Source organism: Amycolatopsis sp. NPDC005961 (genome assembly GCF_040629235.1).
Taxonomy (GTDB): Bacteria; Actinomycetota; Actinomycetes; order Mycobacteriales; family Pseudonocardiaceae; genus Amycolatopsis; species Amycolatopsis camponoti.
Window position 1 is genome coordinate 226,170 of record NZ_JBEXVF010000003.1, and the last position, 24,695, is coordinate 250,864.

A 24,695-nucleotide genomic window follows, 5' to 3' on the forward strand; every position below is an offset into this window, starting at 1 on the left:
CGGCCGAATTGCGCAGGGCGCGGTGAAGGTCAGATGAACAGCTCCGCGGTGTGTTTCCCGACACCCAGCGCGCGCACGTGGGCGAGGTCTTCGGGGGTGTCGACGTCGCTGCGGAGACTCGGGAGCGGGTTTTTCAGCGGAACGGCCCCGGAGCCGGCGTGTTTTCGCGCCGAGCCCGGGCCGAAGTGCGGGTCGAGGGGCGCGCCGGGCGCGGACAGCAGGAGGGTGGTGCCGGTGCCCTGCCGGTCCGCGACGAAGGCGCGCTGCCCCGCCGCTTCGGCGAGGGCGTCGGCCAGGTCGCCGGCGCGCAGGGCCGGGAGGTCGGCCTGGAGGGCGCCGACGACGGAGCCGGGATCGTCTCGCCGGAGGAGCTCCGCGCCGTGGCGGAACGCGGAGTTCAGGGTTTTCTCGGCAGGTTCGCGGACGATCTCGACCCCGAGCTGGGCGAGCTCGGCGACGGAATCGGGATCGGCGGCGACGAGCAGGACGCGCCGCACGTGCGCACCCGAGGTGACGGCGGCGAGGGTGTCGGCGGCGAGGGCGAGGACGAGGCCGGGGTGCCGATCGGCCTCGACGGCGCCACGCAGCCGCGACTTGCCGTCTCGGGGGTGTTTCATCGGCACGACCAGGTCCACGTCCACCCGTCCATCTTTACCCGAACCGGCGGGTGGGTGCCGCCGACCGCCGGGTTCGGACGGTGGGCCCGGCCGGGAGGCCCTGTCGCCCGGACTCGCCGGCACCCCCCGATCACCGCCTCGACCTCGGCGAAGGCACCCTCCCTGGACTGCTCTCACCCCGGCGCGGCAGGATCTGGGGCGGACGTGACGTGTGGAGGAGGAGATCGTGGCCCGGCGTGAGAAGGGCGGCTTCTGGGTTGGGCTCGCCGCCGTACTGTTCTACCCGCTCACCGCCATCGGGCGGCGGGTCTACGTCGGGGCCGAGAAGATCCCCCGGCAGGGCCCCGCGCTGCTCGTCATGAACCACATCTCGCACCTGGACCCGGTCGTCGACGCCGTCTTCGTGCACCGGCAGAAGCGCGTTCCCCGCTTCCTCGGCAAGGAGAGCCTGACGCGCACCCCGGTCTTCGGGAAGATCTTCGTCGGGGCCGGGCAGATCCCCGTCTCGCGCGGGTCGGCCGCCGCCGGGGACAGCCTCAAGGCCGCCCACCAGGCCCTCGAAGAAGGCAAGATCGTCGTCATCTACCCCGAGGGCACCATCACCAAGGACCCCGCCGGCTGGCCGAAGGAGTCCTTCACCGGCGCCGCGCGGCTCGCGCTGCAGAACGACGTCCCCATCATCCCCATCGCGCGCTGGGGGACCAACCAGATCTTCAACGGCTACACCAAGAAGTTCACGCCGTTCCCGCGCAAGACGATCACCCACTCGATCGGCGACCCGATCGATCTCTCCGCCTACCGCGGCGGCAACACGCGCAGCGCGTCGAAGCTGCGGGAGGTCACCAAGGTCATGATGGACGAGGTGACCCGCCTGCTCGGCGAGATCCGCCACGAAGAACCGCCGACGGCGAAGCCGGGGGACCCCGTCTGATGCGCGCCGACGTCCAGCGGGTCACCGTGCTCGGGGCCGGCTCGTGGGGCACCGCCTTCGCGAAGGTGCTCGGCGACGCCGGTCGCGACGTCACGATGTGGGCGCGCCGCGAAGAGGTCGCCGCCGACATCCGCGAGCGGCACGTCAACAGCGCCTACCTGCCCGGTGTCGGCCTGCCGGAGAACATCACCGCGACCAGCGACCCCGCGAAGGCGCTCGAAGACGCCCAAGCCGTCGTCCTGGCCGTGCCCAGCCAGAGCCTGCGGGCGAACCTTTCGGAGTGGCGCCCCCTGCTGCCGCCCGACGCGGTCCTCGTCAGCCTCGCCAAGGGCGTCGAGCTCGGCACGCTCAAGCGGATGAGCGAGGTCATCGGGGAGATCGTCGGGATCGACCCCGGCGAGGTCGTCGTGGTCACCGGGCCCAACCTGGCCAAGGAAATCGCCGCCGGGCAGCCGTCCGCGGCGGTGCTCGCCTGCGCCGACCACGAACGTGCCGTCGCGATCCAGCGCGCCTGCGCCAACTCCTACTTCCGCCCGTACACCAACACCGACGTCGTCGGCTGCGAGCTGGGTGGCGCGTGCAAGAACGTCATCGCGCTCAGCACCGGCATGGCCGCGGGTCTCGGCCTCGGCACCAACACGATGGCCACGCTCATCACCCGCGGCCTGGCCGAGATGGCCCGCCTCGGCGCGAAGCTGGGCGCCGACCCGCTGACGTTCGCCGGGCTCGCCGGCGTCGGCGACCTGGTCGCGACGTGCTCGTCGCCGCTTTCGCGCAACCGGACGTTCGGCGAGCGCCTCGGTCGCGGCGAGACCCTCGAACAGGCGCAGGCGGCGGGCGGCGGGCAGGTCGCCGAGGGTGTCATGTCGTGCTCGTCGATCCGGGCGCTGGCCATGAGCGTCGGTGTCGACATGCCGATCACCGACGCGATGCACCGCGTCTGCCACGAGGGCGTCGACCCGCGGCAGGCCGGCGCCGAGCTGCTGGGCCGCTCGCAGAAGCACGAGTGGTCCTGACCCTCCCGGCAGGTGGGACGTCTTGACCGGGCCGGCACGGTAGGGAACGCTGAGCGCCATGTTCGCGTGCGAGATGACTGAGCTGCGGGGCCTTACGGGTCTCCGCGCCGTCATGTGCGCGTGTCGCTGTTGTCGGTGAACCCCGCCCCGGCCCCAGTTCGACACCCCTTTTCTCTTCCGTGAGGACCTCATGTTCGCCGTTCCCGACAACACCCTGCTGCGTCCCGAGAACCCCGCGCTGCGCCACCCCGTGCGCGTCGCGCTGGAGGTCGCCGCCGACCGCGACCGCTGGAAGCACCTGCTGCGCTACGACCCCGACGAGCGGTTCGCCACGCTCGTCGAGAAGGACGAGCGGCAGGAGGTCTGGCTGATGAGCTGGCTGCCCGGCCAGCGCACCGACCTGCACGACCACGCGTTCGCCAGTGGCGCATTCACGCTGGTCAGCGGTCATCTGACGGAGGCGGTGGCCCGCCGCGCGCCGGACGGCCGCGCGATCACCGAGCTGCACGCGCTGTCGGCGGGGCAGTCACGGGTGTTCGGCCCGGGGTACGTGCACGAGGTGCGCAACGACGGCCCGGACCCGGCGATCTCGATCCACGTCTACCGCGACGCCGAGCGCGAGATGCGCTCGTACCACCTGGACCCGCTCGGCGGCCCGGTCCTGGACTGAACCATTCAGTCCAGGACGCCGCGGGCCCGGAACTCGCGCTCGATCGCTTCCCGGTCCGCGCCGCCCGCGAGCAGCGTGTGCAGCAGGATCCGGGCCTTGCGCGCGTCCAGCCAGCCGGCCATCGTCGCGCCCATCGCGATCAGGCTCGACTCCGAGCCGGGGAAGCCGTACGTCGACCGCAGCGTCGGGCCCGCGCCCGTCCGGGAAGCGACGACCACCGGCAACGACGTCACCAGCCGGGCCACCACGTCGGCCGTGCCGGCCGACACGTGGCCGGCGCCGGTCGCCGCCAGCACGATTCCGCGCACTCCAGGCTGCGAAGCGGCGTGAGAGAGCACCGCGCCCGAGTCGTCGAGGCCGGATTCCACCACCGGCACCAGCCCCGAAAAGTCCGTGCCCGGCAACGCGGGCAGCCGCGGCGGCGACGGGTGGAACCAGTGCACCGCCCGCTCGACGACCATGCCGAGCGGCCCCGCCGGCGCCGATGAGAACGCCTCCAGGTGGCTCGAATGCGCTTTCCGCACCCACCGCGCCGCGTGGACGTCGTCGTTCAGCGTCACCAGCACGCCCCGCCCGCGGCTGCGCGGGTCGGCCGCGACCGTCAGGGCGTTGCGCAGGTTCGCCGGGCCGTCCGGGCTGAGCAGGCCCGCGTTGCGCATCGCCCCGGTGACGACCACCGGGACCTCCGACGGCCAGCCCAGCTCCAGGAAGTACGCCGTCTCCTCCAGGGTGTCGGTGCCCTGCACGACGACGAACCCGTCGGCGTCCTGCCGCAGCCCCCACTCGCGGCACCGCAGCAGCGTCGCGAAGTCCATCGACGCGCTGCCGATTCCGGCCAGGGTCTCGGCCAGCACGTCCATCGGGAGGTCGCCGAGGCCACCGAGCAGTTCCGACGCGCCGAGCCGGGGGACGGCGCCACCCTCGCCGGAGACGGGGGCCATCGAGATGGTGCCGCCCAGCGTGGCGACGGCGATCAAGGGACGAGCCATGTCGCCACCCTATTCAGCCGCCCTTGACCGCCTGGAGCGTGTAGCTCGCCGCGACCCGCGACGGCGTGTCCGTCATCCGCCACTCGTCCGTGGCCTCGTCGTGCGTCATCTGCCCGGGGATCGCGTTCCACGGGACGCTGTCGTGCTCGGTGAACGCGGTCAGCGTCAGGCCGTTGTCCAGCAGCGCCGTGATGATCTCGCCGAGGGAGTGGTTCCACGAGTGGCTGATGCTGTTCTCCAGCTTCCGCGAGACCTTCATGTACGTCTCGGGCTCGTCGAACACCAGCGGTTCGGCGTGCTCGAAGTACGGGTACCGCGGCCACGCCGGGTCCGCGGTTTCGTCGAGCGCCCACAGCATCGGGTGCCCTTCGCGGACGAACAGCCGGCCACCGGGCCGCAGGAGACCGGCTACGACCGACGCCCACCGCGCGATCGAAGGCAGCCAGCACAGGGCGCCGATCCCGGTGTAGACCAGGTCGAACCGCCCCGCGCCGAGCACTTCGACGGCGTCGTAGACGTTCGCCTCGTGGAAGTCGATCGAAGCGCCGGCGGCGGACGCGAGCCGCCGCGCCTCCGTCAGCGCCGCGCCCGAGAAGTCCAGGCCCGTCATCGAAGCGCCCAGCCGGGACAGCGAAACGGTGTCCGTCCCGATGTGGCACTGCAGGTGGACCGCGCGCAGCCCGGTGAGGTCGCCCAGGCGCGGCCGGTCGAACCGCACGACGCCGCTCAGGTACGCCGGGTCGGCCGCGATGGCCGCGAAGTTGGATTCCGGCGAAGCCGCGTGCAGCGCCGCGCGTTCGTCCCAGTTGGCCTTGTTGACGGCGAACGAGTCCGTCACGACGTCGCTGCCCGTTCGGCGGCGCTGCGCAGGACGCAGAACTCGTTGCCCTCCGGGTCGGCGAGCACGGCCCAGCCGGTGCCGTCGGGCTTGCGGAGGTCGTTCACCAGCGTCGCGCCCAAGCCCAGGATCCGCTCGACCTCTTCGTCGCGCAGGACGTCCGGCTGCAGGCACACGTGCAGGCGGTTCTTGACGGTCTTCGGTTCGGGGACGCGCAGGAACAGCAGGTCGATGCCGCCTTCGAGACCGATGCCGCACTCATCGTCCCCGGGCTGGTCCTCGTCGGGGACCGGCTTCCCGGTGACTTCGCTCCAGAACTGGCAGAGCTTGTAGGGGTCGGCACAGTCGACGGACACGTGCAGGACGGACGACGGCATGGCACTCCTCAGGATCGGGTGCCGTCGAGTCTGGCCGAGCCGCCGGAGGAGGGCGAACCGATTTCAGGACGCCCGAGCGCTCGCGCGAGGATGTCCCGCTTCTCCGGAAGCCAGCGCGAGCCCGGCCGTCCGGTGCACGCGCCGGCTGTCGTCGACGATCAGGATCTCGCAGTCCGGCCGGTCGGCCGCCCAGGTGATGCCCTCGGCGCCCATCGCGAACGCCGCGGTGGCCAGCGCGTCGGCCGTGACCAGGTCGCCGGCCACGATGGTGACGCTCATCAGCCCGGTCGCCGGTGTTCCCGAACGGCCGTCCACGATGTGCGAGCCGCGCTCGTAGGCCGCCGACGTCGCGATCGCGCCGTTGCGCGACTCCAGCACCGCGCACACGGCCAGGGGCTGCTCGGGGTGGCGGATGCCGACCCGCCACGGCCGTCCCGGTTCCGGCTCGCCCGCCGTGACGACGTCGCCGCCGGCGTTGAGGCAGAACGTCGTCGCGCCCTCGGCCTTGAGCATGTCGGCGGCGCGCTGCACCGCCCAGCCCTTGACCACCGCGCACGGGTCGAGCCCGCGCCCGGGCAGCCGCGCGCGGAACGCGCCGCCGGAGAGCTGCTCGTAGTACGCGCAGAGCTCCAGGACCTCCAGGAGGTCGTCGGTCAGCTCGGCCGCGGTGAGCTCGCCGCGGTCGTAGCGGCTGACCTCGCTGTCCGCCTTGAACGGGCTGAACCGGGCGTCGACGTCGCGGAACCAGGCGAACACCTCGTCGACGATCTCGGCGAAGTCGCCGTCGTCCCGCAGGTCGAGGGAGATCGGCAGGCCCATCACCTGCTCGACGCGCGTGGTCATCTGTTGCCCCTGGCGTCGATGGCCGCCCGCAGCGACGTCTTGTACGACTCGCTCGTCTCGGTCGCCCCGGTGATCGTGTCGATGTCGGCGCTCTGCGCTTTCATGGCTTCCTCCTGCAACCGCGGCAACGCGGTCAGCGCGCGGCCGTCGTGGGGAGCCTGCAGCAGCGTCACCGCCACCATCCGGGAGCCGGTGAACGTCACCTCGACCTGGACGGTCCCGTAGTTGCTGGACTCCGCGGAACCCTGGGTCGTGACTGTCGCGTTCGCACTGTCCGGAGTGGACGTGGTGGACGGTGCCGTCGAAGCCCGCGGAGCGGGGGCGGTCGACGGTGCGGCGATACTCGGCGGCGGCGCGGCGACGGCGGTGTTGTGCACCGGCCCCGGCTCGAACCGCCAGACCGCGATGAACCCCGCGACCGAAAGCGCGACGACGAAGATGGTCCGTTTCACTGGGCTGTCCCCTTAGGCCGCGAGGCTGAAGCGTTCGGCGTGGACCTGGGCCTTCGGCACGCGCAGCTCGCGCAGGCTGCGCAGCACCGCCGACGTCATCCCCGGCGGGCCGCAGACGAACACGTCCCGCTCGTGCACGTCCGGCACCATCATGTGCAGGTTCGCCGGGCCGAGCATCGCCCCGCGCGGGCCGACCGCCTGGTCCGATCCGGTGAGGACGCTCACCACCGCGCCACGGGCTTTGGCGAGCCCGTTGAGCTCGGGCAACAGGACCGCGTCGGCCTGCGTGCGCACCCGGTAGAGGACGACGACGTGGCCGTCGATGTCCTCCAGCAGCGCCCGGATCGGCGTGATGCCGACGCCGCCCGCCACGAGCAGCGCGTTGGGCCGCTGCTGGTGGATCGTCGTGAACGCGCCGTACGGGCCTTCGGCGAACACCCGCGTCCCGACGCGCAGGCTGCGCAGCGACGCGCTGGAGTCGCCGAGCGCCTTCGCGGTCAGGCGCAGCGTGCGCCCGTCGGGCGCGGCGGACAGCGAGAACGGGTTGGCCTGGTACCAGCGGTCCTTCGTGAGGAACCGCCACAGGAAGAACTGGCCCGCGCGCGCCGGCATCTTGTCGAGGTGCTTGCCCGTCATGTAGACCGAAACCACGTCCGGCGCCTCGGAAACCACGGCGGTGACGCGCAGCTGGTGGCGCAGGTTCCGCCACAGCGGGAGCACGACGCGCCCGGCGAGCACGGCGAAGCCGGCGCCCAGCCACATCGTCCACCAGTAGGCCTTCGCCGTCGGGGCACTGGCGAACGACGTCCCGAGCGCGATCTGGTGCGTGAACGCCAGCACGATGGCGGCGTAGGTGTAGAGGTGGATGAAGTGCCACGTCTCGTAGGCCAGCCGCTTGCGCGCGAACTTCGCCGAAGCCGCGCCCACGATGAGGATCACGGCGAACGCGACCAGGGCCCGCAGGATCCCTTCGAGCGTGTTCGCCATTTCGACCAGCTCGTCGACGACGCCCTTGTTCGAGACCTCCGCGTACCCGAACGCGATGAACACGAGGTGCGCCAGCAGGGTCCAGAGGATCGTGAAGCCGGTCCACCGGTGCCACGTCGTGAGCCGGTCCATCCCGATCCGCCGGTCCAGCCAGGGCAACCGGGCCACCAGCAGCAGCTGCGTGGCCATCGCCAGCGCGCCGTACATCCCGGCGAGCCTGCCGATGCTGATCAGCACGTTCTGGGACAGCCCGGCCTGGGCGAAGAGCACCGTGACGGCGCCCACGTTGGCGCCCAGGAAGAGGAAGAGGCCGGATTTCGCGGCGATCCGGGGGCGGATCGCCGGGCGCGTGGCCTCGGCGGTCTGCGTCATGCTGGTCACACGGATCCCCTTCGGTTTCGGTTCACGAAGGCCAGCTTCGCCACGGAGCCTGTGGCGAGTCTGGGTAACGGCTGTCGGATTCCTGTCGGCCCGGGTCACCGGTCGCCGCTCGCCCGCGCGCCGGGAGAAGATGGGGTGGTGCAGCCCTCCGAACCCGTGCGCCTGCTCGTCGTCGACGACGAGCCGCACATCGCCGACCTCGTCGCCACCGTCGCCCGGTACGAGGGCTGGCAGGCGGTCACGGCCGGGTCCGGGAAAGCCGCGCTGAGCCAGGCCGCGGAGTTCGGGCCGGACATCGTCGTGCTCGACCTGATGCTGCCCGACCTGGACGGCTTCACCGTGCTCGACCGCCTCCGGGAGAACGGCAGCACGGTGCCCGTGGTGTTCCTCACGGCCAAGGACGCGACGGCCGACCGGATCGCCGGGCTCACCCGCGGGGGTGACGACTACCTCGTGAAACCGTTTTCCGTCGAGGAGCTGATGGCGCGGCTGCGGGCGGTGCTGCGGCGCAGCTCCGGCGTCACGCACCAGGTGGTGACGCGCGGCGCCGTCCTGCGCGTCGGCGACCTGACGCTGGACGAGGACACCCGCGAGGTCCGCCGCGGCGACCGGCCGGCCGAGCTGACCCCGACCGAGTACGAGCTGCTGCGCTACCTCATGCGCCGCTCGCCCGCGGTGCTGACGAAGGCGCAGATCCTCGACCACGTCTGGGAGTACGACTTCGGCGGCCGGTCCAATGTGGTCGAGCTCGTCATCTCGCACCTGCGGCGCAAGGTCGACGCGGGCGACGGCGAACCGCTGATCCACACCGTGCGCGGCGTCGGGTACGTCGTGCGCCAGGCCAGCCGGTGAAGCGCTTCTTCCGCCGGTGGTACGGGGCCTGGCAGCGCACGCGGCTGGGCACCCGGATCACGCTCGGCCTCGGCGCGCTCGCGCTGGTCGTGTTCGCGGCCGTCGGCGTCACGACGGTCGGGATCATGCACGGCTACCTCGACCGGCGGCTCGACGAGCAGCTGTCCAAGAGCCAGAACACGCAGCTGCCGATGCTGCGCGAGACGCACGGCTCGCCGCAGTCGATCTACTCGTGGTACTCGGCGCTGTACAAGGTGCGCGACGGCGTCGCGATGCCCGAGCCGGGCGGCAAGCTGCCGGGGGACGGCCGCCAGCTCGCGAAGATCGCCGCCGAGGCGGCGGGCGGCGACGTCACGCGCACCGTCTACCTCTCCGACGACGGCCCCTACCGGGTGCGGGCCTGCCCGGTCGACAACGGTTCGGTGCTGCTGTCCGCCGCGCCGCAGAAGGACCTCGACGGCACGGTCCGGCAGCTGATCTGGGTGGAGGTCGGCGCCTTCGCGTTCGCGCTGGCCGTGCTGGTGGTCGTGGGACGGCTCGTGCTGAGCCGCGGCTTGCGCCCGCTGGCCGACATGGCCGGGACCGCGCACGACATCGCGTCCCACGACCTCACCGCGAACCCCGCCCTGCCGGCCCGCGCGGCGGGCACGGGCGGTGGCGCCGAGGTCGACGAGCTGCGGACGGCGTTCAACGTGATGCTCGCGCACATCGACACGTCCCTGGCGGCGAAGACCGAGGCGAACGAGCGGCTGCGCCGGTTCGTGGCGGACGCGTCGCACGAGTTGCGGACGCCGTTGACGTCGATCCGGGGCTACGCCGACCTTTTCCGCTACGCGGCGGCGAACGAGCCCGCGGAGCGGGAAGCGCACCTGGGGAAGATCCGCTCCGAGACGGCGCGGATGAGCGTCCTCGTCGACGACCTCCTGCTGCTGGCCCGGCTCGACGCGCGGGCGGCCGAGACGCCGTTGCGGCCGGAGCGCGTCGACCTGGCCGAGCTGGCCGGCGACGCGGCGGACGCGTTCGCCGCCGGCCGTCCCGACCACCCGCTGACGACTTCCCTCGACGCGGCTTTCGTGGACGCCGACCCGGTGCGGCTGCGGCAGGTGTTCGACAACCTGCTGGCCAACGCGGCCGTGCACACGCCGCCCGGGACCGCGGTGCACGTCTCGGTGACGGCCTCGGCGTCCGAAGCGGTCGTGGCGGTGGCCGACGCCGGACCGGGGATCGCCGCGGCCGATCAGGAGCGCATCTTCGACCGGTTCTTCCGCGTCGACGACTCGCGCACCCGCGGCAACGGCGGCACCGGGCTCGGGCTGTCGGTGGTCCAGTCCCTGGTCACGGCGCACGGCGGCACGGTCGCGGTCGCCTCGGAGCCGGGCCGGACGGTGTTCACGGTCAGGTTGCCGCTCGCCCGGTGACGTGGTCCGGGGTCGTCCAGCCGGGGGAGAGGTCGGTGGACGGCTCGGGCGCGCCGAAGACCGTCCGGACCGGGAGCACTCCCGCCCAGGCGGCGTCCGCGTCGAGGTCCTCCGGCTCGTCGTCCGGGCCCTCGGCGCGCATTTTCACCGACGCCTCGGCGAGGTCCAGCGACAGGACGCTCACCGCCGCGAACTCCTTCGCGTTGACCTCGCGCGCGTGCTCCCAGGAACCCGGCGCGAGGTGGTCGGTGAGGACCTTGAGGCCGTGCATCTTCGCTTCGGGGTCGACGACCGGCTCCGCCTTCCCGAAGATGACCGCGCTGCGGTAGTTCATCGAGTGGTTGTTCACCGAGCGCGAGTAGACGATGCCGTCGAGGAGCGTCACCGTGACGCAGACGTCGAGGTCCCGGGACGCCGTGCGCAGGCTCGACGCGCCGGTGGAGCCGTGCAGGTAGAGCGTGTCGCCGTCGCGGCCGTAGCCGGTCGGCAGGACCAGGGGCGCGCCGTCGCGGACGATGCCGAGGTGGCAGATCAGGCCCTCGTCCAGGACGGCGTGGAGTGCGGAGCGGTCGGTCACGGCCCGGTGCTTCTTGCGGCCGAGCGTGGTGCGGGGCGTGGTGGACAGCATGCGACCAGCGTCTCCCAGCACAGTGGCATCGGAGAACGTCCACTTCTCGTACACTTGGGAAGTCCACTTGAGGAGGTCCCCGTGACCCACGCCGACACCGCGCTCCCGGTCAGCCTCGACCGGGACGACGCGACGCCGCTGGCCGTCCAGCTCGCCGACGCGCTGCGCGAAGCGGCCGCTTCGGGCCACCTCCGGGGCGGCGACCGGCTCCCGTCGACGCGGGCACTGGCCGGACGCCTCGGCGTCAGCCGGACGGTGACGTCGGCGGCGTACGAGCAGTTACACGCCGAGGGGTGGATCGCCGGGCGGCACGGGTCCGGCACGTACGTGACGACACCGCCCTCGTTTTCGGCGTCGGAGGTGCCGGCGCCGGCTGTCCCGGCGCCCGAGTCCGAAGCGCCGTCGCTGCTCGACCTCGGGCCGGGGACGCCGTGGGCGGACGGCCTGGACCGCGCGGCCTGGCGCCGCGCGTGGCGGGCCGCGGCCGACCCGGATCCGCTGGTCCGCGCGCACCGCGCCGGGCTGGCGGAGTACCGCGCGGCCGTGTCGGAGCACCTGCTGCGCCACCGCGGGCTGGCGGCGGGCTCGGTGCTGGCGACCGGCGGGACGACGGCGGCGGTCGTCGAGCTGGCCGCGGCGGTGCTCGAACGCGGGGACGTCGTCGCCGTCGAGGAGCCCGGCTACCAGCGCGCGGTGCAGGCGTTCCGGCGGGCGGGCATGCGGGTGGTGGGCGTGCCGGTGGACGACGAGGGCCTGCGCCCGGACGCGATCCCGGCGGGGGCGAGGGCGGTGTACTGCTCGCCGGCGCACCAGTACCCGATGGGCAGCCGGCTGAGCGCGGCGAGGCGGGTCGCGCTGGTGGAGCGGGCGCGATCGTCCGCGATGTTGGTGATCGAGGACGACTACGACGGCGAGCTGCGCTTCGACGTGGCGCCGCTGCCGATGCTGGCGTCGCTGGCACCGGACGTGGTGGCGCACTTGGGGACGACGTCGAAGATCCTGACGCCGACGCTGGGGGCGGGGTGGATGGTGGCGCCGGAGGCGATCACGTCGGCGGTGCTGGCGTACCGGGATTCGACGGGGACGCGGCCGTCGCCGGCGGGGCAGCGGGTGCTCTACGAGTTCGCGCGGAACGGGGATCTGGGGCGTCACTTGCGGAAGCTGCGCCGCGAGATGGCCGAGCGGCGGACGTTGCTGGCGGGAGCGTTGGCCGGGGCGGGGATCCCGGTGCGGGGCGATGACGCGGGGGCGCATCTGGTGGTGCCGTTTTCGTCGGCTTCGGTGGAGGCTTCGGTGATCTCCGCGGCGGAGCGGCGGGGGATCCGGCTGGACGGGTTGGCGCGGCACTTCGCGGGGGAGCCTTCGGCCCACGGGGTGGCGATCGGGTACGCGGGTTGTGGGCGGGAGGCTTTGGTGGCGGCGTTGCCCACGTTGGTTTCGCTGCTGCGGTGAGGTTCGCGGTTGTCCACAGTCCTTGCGTGATGTGGACAACGAGGCCCGGCCGGCGGTCTTTCGCGGCTTCGGGCCGGTTCGCGGCGCTACGCTCAGTGGGGTGGCAGTCCCCCTGGGAGGGCGGGTTTCGCCCTGGCCCGGCGCGGGGACCTGGCGGTGCCTCGATGTACCAGACGTGACAGGGCCCGCACAGGTTGCGCTCATCGCCCGTGGGGTGCCGCCCGGCGCACCGGGCTCGGCTGTTCGCCGAGGTCACCGGGTACGGTGGCTCACCATGAGCGAGAAGATCCGGGTGGCGGTCGTGTTCGGCGGGCGCAGCAGCGAGCACACCATCTCCTGCCTCTCCGCCGGCAGCGTCCTGGGGAACCTCGATCCCGGACGGTTCGAAGCCGTTCCCGTCGGGATCACCCGCGCGGGCCGGTGGGTGCTCGGCACCGGGGACTCCGCGCAGCTCGCCATCCGGGGCCGCGAACTGCCGTCCGTCGATGACGGCAAGGGACTCGTCCTCGCCGGCGATCCCTCCAGCCAGGGGCTCGTCGCCGTCGAAGCCGGGCGGGAAAGCGAACTCCTCTCGCAGGTGGACGTCGTCTTCCCGGTGCTGCACGGCGCCTTCGGCGAAGACGGCACCATCCAGGGCCTGCTCGAACTCGCCGGCATCCCGTACGTCGGCCCCGGCGTGCTCGCCAGTGCCGCCGCCATGGACAAGGAAACCGCCAAGAAACTCCTGGCCGCCGAAGGGCTTCCGGTCGGTACCTTCGCCGCCCTCAAGCGCAGTGAGTCCACTTTGGACGAACACGACAAGGCCAAGCTCGGCCTGCCCGTCTTCGTCAAGCCCTCGCGCGCCGGTTCCTCCGTCGGCATCAGCCGCGTGACGTCGTGGGACGACCTCGACGCCGCCATCGAGCTCGCCCGCGCCACCGATCCCAAGGTCCTCGTCGAAGCCGCGGTCGTCGGCCGTGAGGTCGAGTGCGGCGTCCTCGAGTTCCCCGACGGCCGCGTCGAAGCGTCGCTCCCCGCCGAGATCCGCGTGCTCTCCGAGGACGAAAACGCTTGGTACGACTTCGAAACCAAGTACCTCGGCGACGACGCGGAGCTGGACATCCCGGCCAAGCTCGACGACGCGCTCACCGAGAAGCTGCGCGCCATGGCCGTCAAGGCGTTCCGGGCGCTCGACTGCCAGGGTCTCGCCCGCGTCGACTTCTTCGTCGGTGCCGACGGCGAGCTGACCATCAACGAGGTCAACACCATGCCCGGCTTCACGACGAAGTCCGCCTACCCGAAGATGTGGGAGGTCACCGGCGTCGACTACACGACCCTGCTGACCACGCTCATCGACACGGCCATCGCGCGGGGCACGGGCCTGCGCTGACCGAGGCTCAGGAGAACCGCAGCGGCCGAGCGGGCAGCTTCGCCGCCACGGTGTCCGAGATCTGCTGCAACGGCCCGGTCCCGGCGCTGTCCGGCACCGTCAACGCCGCGTAGACCTCGCGATCCACGACGTACCACGTCGACGCGCCGTCGCCCGGCACCTGCAGCCACTGGACCTTGTTCACCAGCCGCAGCGCCGCCGTCGGCGTCAGCTCCGGGGGCCGGCTCAGCCCGCACCGGAGCACGAGCGGGTCGTCGGAGCCCCAGGCCACCGTGGCCGGCGGGGCCGGGTCCGCCAGCGCGCGCACCTTGAGAGAAGTCCCGTTCGACGTCAGCTCCGTCGGCACCGCCCCCAGCAGCGTCGTGCAGCCCGGCGACCCCGCGAACGGCGCGGGCACGGGGACGAGCGGCAACGGGCCGGAGTCCGCGGACTCCGAGGAACGCAGGGTCAGGGCGAAGACGGCGACGGCGACCGCCAGGGCCACGGCGAGCGCGGCCGCGGTGACGAGCACCACCCTGGGCGGGGCACCGGTGTCGGAATCGGGCACGCCACCACTACACCATTACTCAGAGATGCACGACCGGGCAGGTCAGCGTCCGCGTGATGCCTTCCACGTTCTGCACCTTGGCGACCACGAGCTGGCCCAGCTGGTCGACGCTGTCGGCGGCCGCGCGGACGATCACGTCGTACGGCCCGGTGACATCCTCCGAACTGGTGACGCCGGCGATGCTGGAGATCTCGGCTGCCACCGCGGCCGCCTTGCCGACCTCGGTCTGAATGAGGATGTATGCGTGGACCACGGCGCGCCCTTTCGTCGGGATCGATCGGCTCAAGGTAGGAACGTTCTCAGCAACGTATCGCCAGCTCACGGAAAAACATAGGGCATCCGACTATCGGTGATCGATCTTTGTCCCGGTAGAGAAAGCAGAGGTGACCGGTGTCACCGAACGACGGAACGGTCGCCGAGACCGGGGAGTTCGCGCTCATCCGCGCCGTCACCGAAGGACGGCGCCAGCCCCCGGGCACGCTGCTCGGCCCGGGCGACGACGCCGCCGTCGTCGCGGCCCCCGACGGCCGCGTGGTCGCCAGCACCGACGTGCTCGTCCAGGGTGTCCACTTCCGGCTCGACTGGTCGCCGCCCGAGTACGTCGGGCGCAAGGCCGTCGCGGTCAACCTGGCCGACATCGCCGCCATGGGCGCCACCCCGACCACCGTCCTGGTCGGCCTCGCCTGCCCGCCCGACACCCCGCGCGACGTCGTCACCGCGCTGGCCGACGGCATGTGGGCCGAGGCCGAACGCGCCGGCATCGGCGTCTCCGGCGGCGACATGGTCCGCGCCGACCAGCTCGTGATCAGCGTCACCGCGCTCGGCGACCTGGGCGACCGCGAGCCCGTGACGCGCTCGGGCGCCCGGCCCGGCGACGTCCTCGCCGTCAACGGGAAGCTCGGCTGGGCGGCGGCCGGCCTGGCCGTGCTCGGCCGCGGGTTCCGCTCGCCGGTCGGCGTCGTCAACGCCCAGCGCTGCCCGGAACCGCCGTACGACGCGGGTCCGCGCGCTGCCCTCGCGGGAGCCACGGCGATGATCGACGTCTCCGACGGGCTCCTGGCCGACCTCGCCCACATCGGCGAGGCGTCCGGCGTCGGGATCGACGTCCGCACGGCCGACCTCGACGTCCCCGGGCGGCTCACCGAAGTCGGCGCCGCACTGGGCGCCGACCCGCTGGACTGGGTCCTGACCGGTGGTGAGGATCACGCCCTCGTCGCGACCTTCCCGCCGTTCACCGAACTCCCCGAGGGCTGGCGCACGATCGGCGTCGTCACCATGGCGGACTCCGGGATCACGGTGGACGGGAAACCGTTTTCGCGAGAAGCAGGATGGACGCACTGGCGCTGATCTAGGCTCGGAAAGCGTGAGAATCGTTCCGGTCCCCTTCGACCATCCCGACGCGGCCAAGCTCATGGCCGCGGTGCAGCAGGTCTACGTCGAGCGCTACGGCGACGAAGACGCCACCCCGATGACCCCGGCGGACTTCGACCCGCCGCAGGGCGTCTTCCTCGTGGGTTACCAGGGCGCCGAAGCGGTCGCCTGCGGGGCGTGGCGCGCCCACGACGGCCCCGCCCCGGACTTCCGGGACGGCGACGCCGAGTTCAAGCGGATGTACGTCGCCGATTCCGCCCGCGGCCGCGGGTTCGCGCGGATGATCCTGTCCGAGCTGGAGCGCACGGCGGCGCTGTGCGGCCGCAAGCGCGCGATCCTGGAAACCGGGACCAAGCAGCCCGAGGCCATCGCGCTGTACACGTCTTCGGGCTACACCGAGATCCCGAAGTTCGGCGTGTACAAGGACGAGGAGTCGAGCCGCTGCTACGGCAAGGACCTCACTTCGGTGTGAGCTTCAGCAAGGCCGCCGCGTGTGGTCGCAGGGACATCGAGACGTCGGAACCGAGGTCTCGATGCGCCCAGAGATCCCGGACGGTCCAGGCGCCCGGGATCGCCGCGGAGACGGTCGCGGTGGTGGTGCCGGTGTTGAGCAGCACCACCGCGAACCCGCCGCCGGTCAGCGGTTTCCCCCACACCTGGTAGCCGGGGCCGGCGGCGAGCTGACGGCCCTGGCCGCCCGCGAAGTCCTGGTCGACGGCGATCGCTTCGGGGTTGGCGAGCGTCGCGAGGTCGGCGCCGGAGAGCTTCGCCGGGTCGGTGCCGGCGAACAGCGGCGCGTTCAGCACGGCCCAGACGCTGAAGTGGGCGCGGGCCTCGTCCGCGGTGAGGGTGCCGTTGCCCACCTGCAGCATGTCCGGGTCGTTCCAGCCGCCGGGCGAGCCGCTGTGGGGCGCGACGGCGGCCTGCTGGTCGATCGTCGCGAGGACGGAGTCCCAGGTCGGGACCAGGTCGTTGGTGGTCCGCCACAGGTTCGCCACCGGCCGGGCCCAGGTCCACGGGCTGGAGACGCCGTATTCGGAGATCGCGTAGACGATCGGGCGGGGCAGCGCGGCGAGCTCGTCGCGCATCTTCTCGAACGCCGCCCTGCGGTCGAGGCCGTCGACGGTGTCGGCGTTGCACCAGTCGTACTTGAGGTAGTCGACGCTCCACCGGTCGAACGTCTCCGCGTCCTGGCGCTCGTGGCCGAGCGAGCCGATGCCGGACGCGGGGTAGGCGTCGTTCGCCATCGCGCAGGTCCGGCTGCCCGGCACGGCGTAGATGCCGAACAGCAAGCCGCGGGAGTGCACGTAGTCGGCGAGGTCGGCGATGCCGTGGGGGAACCGCGTCGGATCGGCCCGCAGCGAGCCGTCGGCCGCGCGCGTGGGTGCCTGCCAGCAGTCGTCGACGACGACGTAGCGGTAGCCCGCGTCCCGCAGGCCGGTGTCGGCCAGGGCGTCGGCGGCCTGCTTGACGACGTCTTCGGTGAGGTCGTAGCAGCGGACCTGGTTCCAGCTGTTCCAGCCCATCGGCGGCGTCGCGGCCAGGCCGTTCGCCAGGGCCGGGGATGCGCCGGGCAGGCTCAGCAGCCAGGTCAGCACGATGAGCAAGAGCACGAGGCCCGTGCTCCCGGTACTGGCGTTCCGGTTCGCGGCGATGGCGTGATCCAATCGCACGGGAAGTGAAACTGCAGTCACTCGGAGGCGGCATGCCGATCTACGCCCTCGGTTCGCTCGAGCCGACGATCCACCCCGACGCCTACGTCCACCCGGACGCCACGGTCATCGGCGACGTCCGGATCGGCGCCCACGCGTCGGTGTGGCCGCAGACCGTGTTGCGTGGCGACCACGGCTACATCGAGATCGGCGAGCGCTCCAACGTCCAGGACGGCTGCGTCCTGCACTGCACCGAACGGCACCCGACGATCCTCGGGCCGTCGTCGGCGATCGGGCACGCCGTGCACGTCGAGGGCGCGACGATCGGCACCGGCTGCCTGATCGCGTCCGGCTCGGTGGTGCTCAACGGTTCGGTGATCGAGGACGGCGGCATGGTCGGCGCGGGCGCGGTGCTCTCGTACGGCTCGCACGTGAAGACCGGTGAGATCGCTCTCGGCGTGCCCGCGAAGACGCGGGAGAACAAGTCGTTCAGCGCGGAGAACATCGCTCTCGTCGTCGATTCCTACGTCCAGCGGGGCCGCCGGTTCCGGACCGAGCTGAGGCGGCTCGACCCGCTCGGGTGACGCCGGCCACGCCCGGTAGGCTTGCGCGCCGTGACCGCACGACCGCTGCAGGACATCGTCGAGGCAGGCTGGGCCGAGGCCCTCGAACCCGTGGCGCCGCAGGTGTCCGCGATGGGGGAGTTCCTCCGCGCGGAGATCGCCGCGGGCCGCACGTACCTGCCGGCGGGTGAACACGTGCTGCGGGCGTTCAAGCAGCCGTTCCACGACGTGCGCGTGCTGATCGTGGGGCAGGACCCGTACCCGACGCCCGGGCACGCGGTGGGCCTGAGCTTCTCGGTGGCGCCGGACGTCCGGCCGATCCCGAAGAGCCTGGTCAACATCTACAAGGAGTACGCCGAGGACCTCGGGTACCCGCTGCCTTCGAACGGCGACCTGACGCCGTGGGCCGATCAGGGCGTGCTGCTGCTCAACAGGGCGCTGACCGTGCAGCCCGGCAAGTCGAACTCGCACCAGGGCAAGGGCTGGGAAGAGGTCACCGAGCAGGCGATCAAGGCCCTCGCGGCGCGCTCGGAGCCGATGGTGGCGATCCTGTGGGGCCGCAACGCGCGCAACCTGCGCCCGATGCTGGGCGACGTGCCGTGCATCGAATCGGCCCACCCGAGCCCGCTTTCGGCGCACAACGGCTTCTTCGGGTCACGGCCGTTCAGCCGCGCGAACCAGCTGCTGGAGCAGCAGGGCGCGGCGCCGGTCGACTGGAAACTCCCGTAGGTTCGGTGTCCGGAACCGCGTGACGGCTCCGACCAGGGGGAAACGGACCTTGGAGGACACCATGAACGTCACATCGGCCGACGGCACGACCATCGCCTTCGACCAGCGCGGCTCCGGGTCGCCGGTGATCCTGGTCGGCGGCGCGTTCAACGACCGGACGACCGTCGCGGGCCTGGCCGAGGTGCTGGCCGCGGATTTCACGACGATCGCGTACGACCGGCGTGGCCGCGGGGACAGCGGGGACGCTCCCGAGTACGCGTTCGAGCGGGAGATCGAGGACATCGCGGCGCTGATCGCGCACGCGGGCGGGTCGGCGTCGGTGTTCGGGCACTCGTCGGGGGCGGTGCTGGCCCTGGAAGCGGCGGCGGCCGGTCTCCCGATCGACAAGCTGGTGGCGTACGAGCCGCCGTACGCGACCGCGGAGGAGGCCCGCGGAGACGTGCTGGAGAAGGTGCGGGCGCAGCTCGCGGCGGGCGACCGCGACGGCGCGGTGGCGACGTTCCTGATGATCGCGGGCACGCCGGCGGAGATGGTCGAGGGGATGAAGCAGGCCCCGGTATGGGGCTGGTTCACGGGGCTGGCGCACACGCTGCCGTACGACCTGACGATCTGCGGCCCCGGCGCCCACCCGCGCACGGAGAACCTGGCGAAGATCGCGATCCCGGCCCTGGTCATCGGCGGCGGTGCGAGCCCGGAAGCCCTCCAGGCGGGCGCGCGCGTGGCGGCGTCGGCGGTGCCGGGCGCCCGGCACGAGACCCTGGCGGGGCAGGACCACGGGGTGCTGCAGTTTCCGGAGACGCTGAAGGACCTGCTGACCGGCTTCCTGAAGTAGCCGCAAAAAAATGGCGGGTGCTCCGAGGAGCACCCGCCATTTTCGAACTCTTCTCGCCTCAGCCGCGAACGACCTTGCCCGCCTTGATGCACGAGGTGCACACGTTCAGGCGCTTGCGCTGGGAAATACCCACCTTGGCGTGAACGGTCTGGATGTTCGGGTTCCACCGGCGGTTGGTACGGCGGTGGGAGTGCGAGACCGACTTGCCGAAGCCGGGTCCCTTGCCACAGACGTCGCACACGGCAGCCACGTCGAACTCCTTTGGATCTGGGTCATAGAGATGAGCCCAGCTCGACTGGGCAACTCGACCATAGTAACTACTGCTTTCCCGGCCCCCGGCACCGGGTCGATACGCTGCCCCGGAACCGGTCAGGAGGTCACGGGGTGCGGGTGCTGGACACGGCGGCGGTATCGGCCTGGGCAAGGGGCTGCGTACACAGTCTCGCGAGCCTGCGGCCGGCCATCGACGAGATCAACGTCTACCCCGTCGCAGACTCCGACACCGGCTCCAACATGCTCTTCACGATGACCGGCGCGGCGAAGGAACTCGAAGCCGCGCAACCGAAGGACGCCGCCGAGGCGCTGAAGATCCTCGCGCGCGGCGCGGTCGCCTCGGCCAAGGGCAACTCCGGCGTGATCCTCTCGCAGGTCGTGCGCGGGCTGGCCGACAGCGCCGAAGGGGACCTCGACGGCGCGTGGCTGGCCAAGGCGCTCGGGCACGCCGACCAGGTCGCCACCGGCGCCGTGAGCCGCCCGGTCGCCGGGACGATCCTCACCGTCCTGCACGCCGTCGCGCTGGCCCTGCGCGGCGACACCCGGTCGCTGGCCGAGGTCGCCCGAGAGGCCGCGAAGGAGGCCGCGCACGCCCTCGAGAAGACGCCCCTGCAGCTGCCCGCGCTGGCCCGCGCCGGCGTCGTCGACGCGGGGGCCCGCGGGCTCGTCGCCGTGCTCGACGCGCTGGTCGGGGTGCTCACCGGCACCGCGCTCGAACGGGACCACGCGCTGGAAGTGCCCACCGCCGAGGAGCTGACCTACGCCTGGGAGGTCATGTACCTCCTCGACGGCGTCGACGAGCAGAGCCTGCCGACCCTGCGCAAGGAGCTGAGTGGCCTCGGCGACAGCGTCACCGTGGCCGGCGACGGCTCGGGCAGCCACGCCGTGCACGTCCACTGCGCCGACATCGGCGCCGCCATCGAGGCCGGGCTCGGCCTGGGCCGCCCGCGCAAGATCCGGGTCGAGCCGTTGCTCACGCCGACGCCGATCGAGCCCGGTGGCGGGCTCGACCGCACGGTCGTCGCGGTGGTGCACGGCGGTGAGCTGGCCGAGCTGCTGCGCGCCGAGAGCATTCCGGTGCTGGCCGTGGCCGAAGGCGAAACCCCGAGCGTCGAGGACGTGATCGGCCTGCTCAACGAAGCCGCCGGGCGCCACGTCACCGTGCTGCCGGGCAGCGTCGCGCTCACCGCGGCGGTCGACACGGCGGCCGGGCACGCCATGGCCGCCGACCGGGACGTCGTGGTCATCCCGTGCGTCTCGCCGGTGCAGGTGCTGGCCGCCCTCGCCGTGCACGACGCCGGGCGCCGCACCAACGACGACGTCGTCGCGATGGCCGAAGCGGCCGCCGCGACCAGGCGTGGCGAACTGCGGATCGCGCGCGAGGAGTCGCTAACCTGGGTGGGCCGGGCCCAGTCCGGCGACGTGGTCGGCCTGATCGACGACGAGGTGGTGCTGATCGAGCCGGCACCGGCGTCGGAGACGAACCTGGTCGCGGCCGCGATGAACGTGCTGAACCGGATGCTCGCGCTCGGCGGTGAGCTGGTGACGGTGCTGAGCGGGGCCGCCGCCCCGCCCGGGGTCGCCGAGGAGCTCGCCGAGCAGCTGCGGCTGGAGCACCCGGAGGTGGAGCTGGCCGGCTACGCCAGTGGTCAGGCGGAAGCCGTGCTGCTGATGGGAGTCGAATAGCCGATGGCCGGACTGCGCGACAAGCTGCCGCTGTTGCTGGGCGCCAAGACGGCGAAGGCGCTCGCCACGGCGTTGGACATCGAGACGGTCAGCGACCTGCTGCGCCACTACCCGCGCCGCTACGCCGAGCGCGGCGAGCTCACCGACATCGCCGGCCTCGAGCTGGGCGAGCACGCCACGGTGCTGGCGCGCGTGGAGAAGGTGAGCAAGCGCCGGATGAAGTCCCGCAACGGGACCATCCTCGACATGGTGATCACCGACGGCAAGCGCCGGCTCACCTGCGCCTTCTTCAACCAGGCCTGGCGCGAGAAGGACCTCGTGCCCGGCAAGACCGGCCTGTTCGCCGGCAAGGTGTCCGCCTTCCGCGACACTCTGCAGCTGACCAACCCCGAGTACGAGCTGTTCGAGGCCGACCGCGAGGCCGAGGCGATGGACGACTTCCTCGCCGCGATCATCCCGGTCTACCCGGCGGCGCAGGGCATGCCGACGTGGTCGATCGCGAAGTGCGTGCGCCAGGTGCTCGACGTCCTCGAGGTCGACGACGACCCGATGCCCGCGGAACTGCGGCGGCTGCACAAGCTGTCCGACCTCGACACCGCGCTGCACGGCATCCACCGCCCGGCCAACTGGGCGCACCTGGAGGCGTCGAAGAAGCGGCTCAAGTGGGACGAGGCCATGGCCGTCCAGCTGATCTTCGCGCAGCGGCGCCACTCGGCCATCTCGCGGCCGGCGAAGGCGAACCCGCACGTCAGCGGCGGCCTGATGGATGCCTTCGACAAGCGGCTGCCGTTCGACCTGACCGCGGGCCAGCGGGCGATCGGCGAGGAGATCGCCACGGACCTGACCTCCGAGCACCCGATGAACCGGCTGCTGCAGGGCGAGGTCGGCTCCGGCAAGACGATCGTCGCGCTCCGGGCGATGCTGCAGGTCGTCGACAACGGGCGGCAGACGGCCATGCTGGCCCCGACCGAGGTCCTCGCCGCGCAGCACGCGCGGTCGCTGCGCGAAATGCTCGGCGACCTGGGCCAGGCGGGCGAGCTGGGTGCGGCGGAGAACGCCACCCGCGTGACGCTGCTCACCGGGTCGATGGGCGCGAAGGAGCGCAAGAAGTCCCTGCTGGAGATCGTCAGCGGCGAAGCCGGGATCGTCGTCGGCACGCACGCGCTGATCCAGGACCACGTCGAGTTCGCCGACCTCGGCCTCGCCGTCGTCGACGAGCAGCACCGCTTCGGCGTCGAGCAACGGGACGCGCTGCGCACCCGCGGCGCCGGCGACACCAGCCCGCACGTCCTCGTCATGACCGCGACGCCGATCCCGCGCACGGTCGCGATGACCGTGTACGGCGACCTGGAGGTGTCCGCGCTGCGTGAGATGCCGGTCGGGCGGTCGCCGATCAAGACCACGGTCGTGCCGGTCGCCGAAAAACCCGCCTGGTTCGACCGGATCTGGCAGCGCGTGCGCGAAGAGGTCGGCAAGGGACACCAGGCGTACGTCGTGTGCCCGCGGATCGGCGACGAGCCGCCGTCGGACAAGAGCGACAAGCGGCCGCCGCTCGCGGTCCTCGACGTCGCGCCCGACCTGGAGCACGGCGCGTTGCAGGGCTTGAAGATCGGCGTGCTGCACGGCCGGATGCCCCCCGACGAGAAGGACGCCGTGATGCGCGCGTTCTCCGCGGCGCAGCTCGACGTCCTCGTGGCCACCACGGTGATCGAGGTCGGCGTCAACGTCCCGAACGCGACCGCGATGGTGATCATGGACGCCGACCGGTTCGGCGTCAGCCAGCTGCACCAGCTGCGCGGCCGCGTCGGCCGGGGCAGCGTCCCGGGCGTCTGCCTGCTGGTCACCGAGGCCCTCGACGGCACGGCGACGCGCGAACGGCTGGCGGCGGTCGAGTCGACGACCGACGGCTTCGAGCTGTCGCAGCTGGACCTGGAGCTGCGCCGCGAGGGCGACATCCTCGGCGCCGCGCAGTCCGGCAAGCGCTCGACGCTGAAGCTGCTGTCGCTGCTGCGGGACGAGGACGTGATCGCCGCGTCGCGGGCCAGCGCGCAGGAGATCGTCGAGAAGGACCCGGACCTGAAGAAGTACCGCGGACTGGCGCAGATGGTCGCCGACGTCGTCGACGTCGACCGCGCGGAGTACCTGGAGAAGAGTTGACGATCCGCGACGCGACAGTGGCCGACGCACAGGCGATCGGCGAGGTCCACGTGGCCTCGTGGCAGGCGGCGTACGAGGGGCTGATTCCCGCGGACTTCCTCGCCGGGCTGTCGGCCGAGCCGCGCGCGGCGGCGTGGGCCAGGCAGATCAGGGACGGCGGCCGGGTGCTGGTCGCGGAGGACGACGGCGTCGTCGCGGGGTTCGCCGCCTTCGGGCCCGGGCAGCTCTACGCGCTGTACCTGCTGCCGGAGTTCTGGGGGCGGGGTCTCGGCCGGGCGTTGCACGACCGCGTCGTCGAGGAGCTGCCCGGCGACAGCGCCATCCTCTGGGTGCTCTCGACGAACGAGCGCGCGAAGGCCTTCTACGTCCGGCAGGGCTGGGTGGACGACGGCGCCACCCAGACGGAGACGATCGACGAGGGCCGGGTCACGCTGGAGGAACGGCGGTTCCGGCGTTCGCTGCCGTGAACACGCCGGCTTTCGCGGCGGCCGCGGCGGCTTTCGCGGCGAGATCGGCGTCCCACGGCGTCACGCCTTCGCGGGAGACGAACAGGCGGTAGAAGATCGGCCCGCACGCGACCCGCACCACCTCGACGGCGTCCGTGCCGGGCGGGACCTCGCCGCGTTCGACGGCCCGGTCGACGACGACGGCCGAACGCGCGTGGCGGTCGACGTAGAACTCCTGCAGCGCGTCCGCCGCGCGAGTCGAGAGGAACGCCGCCGAGATCGACGCCGTCGGCAGCTCGCGCTCGCCCGGCGAGGTGAAGTAGTGCACCAGCTCGAGGTTGATCCCGCGCAGGTCGCCTTCGAGGGAACCGGTGTCCGGGGCCGTCCACTCCTGCTCGGTCCCCATCAGCAGGGCCGCCGCGACCAGGCCTTCGGCGGACTCCCACCGGCGGTACAGCGTCGTCTTGTGCACGCCGGAGCGCTCGGCGACCGCCTCGACGGTCAGCTCGGCGTACCCGCGTTCGCCGAGCAGCTCGAGGGTGGCGTTCAGCGCGGCGAGGCGGGTCCGCTCGGTGCGGCCGCCCGGCCGTCGCGTGCCGGAAATCTCGGTTGCCAACTG

The 24,695-nt window shown here is 72.2% G+C and carries 28 protein-coding genes; 15 read left to right on the forward strand and 13 right to left on the reverse strand.

Translation table 11 applies throughout. The annotated features are described in order from the left end of the window. Nucleotides 1-29 precede the first annotated feature (29 nt). Nucleotides 30-641 (reverse strand): 2-phospho-L-lactate guanylyltransferase, encoded by a 612-nt coding sequence (cofC, locus tag ABZ342_RS04475; RefSeq protein ID WP_360468665.1) that lies wholly within the window; start codon nucleotides 639-641, stop codon nucleotides 30-32. 187 nt (nucleotides 642-828) lie between these two features. Here cofC and ABZ342_RS04480 point away from each other — a divergent pair, with 187 nt between their 5' ends. From ABZ342_RS04480 to ABZ342_RS04490, 3 genes are all read left to right on the forward strand, one after another. After that, nucleotides 829-1,548, forward strand: coding sequence for a lysophospholipid acyltransferase family protein (locus tag ABZ342_RS04480; RefSeq protein ID WP_360468667.1), 720 nt, complete (start codon nucleotides 829-831; stop codon nucleotides 1,546-1,548). Next, nucleotides 1,548-2,564 (forward strand): NAD(P)H-dependent glycerol-3-phosphate dehydrogenase, encoded by a 1,017-nt coding sequence (locus ABZ342_RS04485; RefSeq protein WP_360468669.1) that lies wholly within the window; start codon nucleotides 1,548-1,550, stop codon nucleotides 2,562-2,564. The genes ABZ342_RS04480 and ABZ342_RS04485 overlap by 1 nt, the downstream gene beginning before the upstream one ends. 190 nt (nucleotides 2,565-2,754) lie before the next feature. Next, the gene (locus ABZ342_RS04490; protein ID WP_155547257.1) at nucleotides 2,755-3,234 is read left to right on the forward strand and encodes a cysteine dioxygenase family protein; all 480 of its coding nucleotides are present in this window, start codon (nucleotides 2,755-2,757) and stop codon (nucleotides 3,232-3,234) included. A gap of 5 nt (nucleotides 3,235-3,239) precedes the next feature. Here the strand turns inward: ABZ342_RS04490 and ABZ342_RS04495 are convergent, their stop codons facing one another. The 6 genes from ABZ342_RS04495 to ABZ342_RS04520 form a co-directional block, all read right to left on the reverse strand. After that, entirely contained in the window at nucleotides 3,240-4,223 is a 984-nt protein-coding gene (locus ABZ342_RS04495; protein ID WP_360468672.1) for an asparaginase, read from the reverse strand. A gap of 13 nt (nucleotides 4,224-4,236) precedes the next feature. Beyond that, nucleotides 4,237-5,061 (reverse strand): class I SAM-dependent methyltransferase, encoded by an 825-nt coding sequence (locus ABZ342_RS04500; RefSeq protein WP_360468674.1) that lies wholly within the window; start codon nucleotides 5,059-5,061, stop codon nucleotides 4,237-4,239. After that, nucleotides 5,058-5,438: a VOC family protein gene (locus tag ABZ342_RS04505; RefSeq protein WP_360468676.1), complete on the reverse strand. Its 381-nt coding sequence runs from the start codon at nucleotides 5,436-5,438 to the stop codon at nucleotides 5,058-5,060. Before ABZ342_RS04505 ends, ABZ342_RS04500 begins: the two co-directional genes overlap by 4 nt. Nucleotides 5,439-5,501: 63 nt before the next feature. Further along, nucleotides 5,502-6,281, reverse strand: coding sequence for an FAD:protein FMN transferase (locus ABZ342_RS04510; RefSeq protein WP_360468678.1), 780 nt, complete (start codon nucleotides 6,279-6,281; stop codon nucleotides 5,502-5,504). Continuing rightward, on the reverse strand, nucleotides 6,278-6,733 hold the full coding sequence (locus ABZ342_RS04515; protein ID WP_360468680.1) for an FMN-binding protein: 456 nt from the start codon (nucleotides 6,731-6,733) through the stop codon (nucleotides 6,278-6,280). The genes ABZ342_RS04510 and ABZ342_RS04515 overlap by 4 nt, the downstream gene beginning before the upstream one ends. Before the next feature lie 12 nt (nucleotides 6,734-6,745). After that, the gene (locus ABZ342_RS04520; protein WP_155547258.1) at nucleotides 6,746-8,092 is read right to left on the reverse strand and encodes a ferredoxin reductase family protein; all 1,347 of its coding nucleotides are present in this window, start codon (nucleotides 8,090-8,092) and stop codon (nucleotides 6,746-6,748) included. Between the two features lie 147 nt (nucleotides 8,093-8,239). Between ABZ342_RS04520 and ABZ342_RS04525 the strand changes: the two genes are divergently transcribed. Together ABZ342_RS04525 and ABZ342_RS04530 are read left to right on the forward strand one after the other, a co-directional pair. After that, nucleotides 8,240-8,953 carry a response regulator transcription factor gene (locus ABZ342_RS04525; RefSeq protein WP_155545133.1) on the forward strand — a complete coding sequence of 238 codons (714 nt, stop codon included), beginning with the start codon at nucleotides 8,240-8,242 and terminating at the stop codon, nucleotides 8,951-8,953. Further along, a complete protein-coding gene (locus ABZ342_RS04530) occupies nucleotides 8,950-10,371 on the forward strand; it encodes a HAMP domain-containing sensor histidine kinase (RefSeq protein WP_360468683.1) in 1,422 nt (473 codons plus the stop codon). The genes ABZ342_RS04525 and ABZ342_RS04530 overlap by 4 nt, the downstream gene beginning before the upstream one ends. Here the strand turns inward: ABZ342_RS04530 and ABZ342_RS04535 are convergent. Beyond that, on the reverse strand, nucleotides 10,349-10,999 hold the full coding sequence (locus tag ABZ342_RS04535; protein WP_360468685.1) for a pyridoxamine 5'-phosphate oxidase family protein: 651 nt from the start codon (nucleotides 10,997-10,999) through the stop codon (nucleotides 10,349-10,351). The two genes, ABZ342_RS04530 and ABZ342_RS04535, sit on opposite strands and share 23 nt — an antisense overlap. Before the next feature lie 81 nt (nucleotides 11,000-11,080). Between ABZ342_RS04535 and ABZ342_RS04540 the strand changes: the two genes are divergently transcribed. Both ABZ342_RS04540 and ABZ342_RS04545 read left to right on the forward strand, forming a co-directional pair. Further along, complete coding sequence (locus ABZ342_RS04540; RefSeq protein WP_360468687.1) at nucleotides 11,081-12,451, forward strand: PLP-dependent aminotransferase family protein; 1,371 nt, start codon at nucleotides 11,081-11,083, stop codon at nucleotides 12,449-12,451. A 274-nt stretch (nucleotides 12,452-12,725) separates the two neighbouring features. Further along, on the forward strand, nucleotides 12,726-13,820 hold the full coding sequence (locus ABZ342_RS04545; RefSeq protein ID WP_360468689.1) for a D-alanine--D-alanine ligase family protein: 1,095 nt from the start codon (nucleotides 12,726-12,728) through the stop codon (nucleotides 13,818-13,820). Between the two features lie 7 nt (nucleotides 13,821-13,827). On the opposite strand, the gene ABZ342_RS04550 is transcribed toward ABZ342_RS04545, so the two are convergent. Continuing rightward, entirely contained in the window at nucleotides 13,828-14,367 is a 540-nt protein-coding gene (locus ABZ342_RS04550; RefSeq protein WP_196425505.1) for a DUF3515 domain-containing protein, read from the reverse strand. A gap of 19 nt (nucleotides 14,368-14,386) precedes the next feature. After that, entirely contained in the window at nucleotides 14,387-14,620 is a 234-nt protein-coding gene (locus tag ABZ342_RS04555; RefSeq protein WP_155545137.1) for an Lrp/AsnC ligand binding domain-containing protein, read from the reverse strand. 137 nt (nucleotides 14,621-14,757) lie between these two features. Between ABZ342_RS04555 and ABZ342_RS04560 the strand changes: the two genes are divergently transcribed. Together ABZ342_RS04560 and ABZ342_RS04565 are read left to right on the forward strand one after the other, a co-directional pair. Then, complete coding sequence (locus ABZ342_RS04560; protein ID WP_155545138.1) at nucleotides 14,758-15,714, forward strand: thiamine-phosphate kinase; 957 nt, start codon at nucleotides 14,758-14,760, stop codon at nucleotides 15,712-15,714. A 16-nt stretch (nucleotides 15,715-15,730) separates the two neighbouring features. Then, nucleotides 15,731-16,210 carry a GNAT family N-acetyltransferase gene (locus tag ABZ342_RS04565; RefSeq protein WP_360468692.1) on the forward strand — a complete coding sequence of 160 codons (480 nt, stop codon included), beginning with the start codon at nucleotides 15,731-15,733 and terminating at the stop codon, nucleotides 16,208-16,210. Here ABZ342_RS04565 and ABZ342_RS04570 read toward each other — a convergent pair. Beyond that, nucleotides 16,197-17,351 (reverse strand): glycoside hydrolase family 27 protein, encoded by a 1,155-nt coding sequence (locus tag ABZ342_RS04570; RefSeq protein WP_360468694.1) that lies wholly within the window; start codon nucleotides 17,349-17,351, stop codon nucleotides 16,197-16,199. The two genes, ABZ342_RS04565 and ABZ342_RS04570, sit on opposite strands and share 14 nt — an antisense overlap. Before the next feature lie 92 nt (nucleotides 17,352-17,443). On the opposite strand from ABZ342_RS04570, the gene ABZ342_RS04575 reads away from it, so the two are divergent. From ABZ342_RS04575 to ABZ342_RS04585, 3 genes are all read left to right on the forward strand, one after another. After that, nucleotides 17,444-17,974, forward strand: coding sequence for a gamma carbonic anhydrase family protein (locus ABZ342_RS04575; RefSeq protein ID WP_360468696.1), 531 nt, complete (start codon nucleotides 17,444-17,446; stop codon nucleotides 17,972-17,974). Nucleotides 17,975-18,004: 30 nt separating this feature from the next. After that, nucleotides 18,005-18,682: a uracil-DNA glycosylase gene (locus tag ABZ342_RS04580; RefSeq protein ID WP_360468698.1), complete on the forward strand. Its 678-nt coding sequence runs from the start codon at nucleotides 18,005-18,007 to the stop codon at nucleotides 18,680-18,682. A gap of 61 nt (nucleotides 18,683-18,743) precedes the next feature. Continuing rightward, the gene (locus ABZ342_RS04585) at nucleotides 18,744-19,514 is read left to right on the forward strand and encodes an alpha/beta hydrolase (protein WP_360468700.1); all 771 of its coding nucleotides are present in this window, start codon (nucleotides 18,744-18,746) and stop codon (nucleotides 19,512-19,514) included. A 58-nt stretch (nucleotides 19,515-19,572) separates the two neighbouring features. On the opposite strand, the gene rpmB is transcribed toward ABZ342_RS04585, so the two are convergent. Then, nucleotides 19,573-19,764, reverse strand: a complete 192-nt coding sequence (gene rpmB / locus ABZ342_RS04590; RefSeq protein ID WP_247062089.1) for a 50S ribosomal protein L28 — start codon at nucleotides 19,762-19,764, stop codon at nucleotides 19,573-19,575. A 134-nt stretch (nucleotides 19,765-19,898) separates the two neighbouring features. Here rpmB and ABZ342_RS04595 point away from each other — a divergent pair, with 134 nt between their 5' ends. From ABZ342_RS04595 to ABZ342_RS04605, 3 genes are read left to right on the forward strand one after another with little or no spacing between them, the layout of a single operon-like run. Further along, nucleotides 19,899-21,473 (forward strand): DAK2 domain-containing protein, encoded by a 1,575-nt coding sequence (locus tag ABZ342_RS04595; RefSeq protein ID WP_360468702.1) that lies wholly within the window; start codon nucleotides 19,899-19,901, stop codon nucleotides 21,471-21,473. Between the two features lie 3 nt (nucleotides 21,474-21,476). Further along, nucleotides 21,477-23,630, forward strand: coding sequence for an ATP-dependent DNA helicase RecG (recG, locus tag ABZ342_RS04600; protein WP_360468704.1), 2,154 nt, complete (start codon nucleotides 21,477-21,479; stop codon nucleotides 23,628-23,630). Further along, a complete protein-coding gene (locus ABZ342_RS04605) occupies nucleotides 23,627-24,097 on the forward strand; it encodes a GNAT family N-acetyltransferase (protein WP_360468706.1) in 471 nt (156 codons plus the stop codon). Before recG ends, ABZ342_RS04605 begins: the two co-directional genes overlap by 4 nt. Here ABZ342_RS04605 and ABZ342_RS04610 read toward each other — a convergent pair. Further along, a complete protein-coding gene (locus ABZ342_RS04610; RefSeq protein ID WP_360468708.1) occupies nucleotides 24,057-24,692 on the reverse strand; it encodes a TetR/AcrR family transcriptional regulator in 636 nt (211 codons plus the stop codon). The genes ABZ342_RS04605 and ABZ342_RS04610 overlap by 41 nt on opposite strands. Nucleotides 24,693-24,695: the final 3 nt, after the last annotated feature.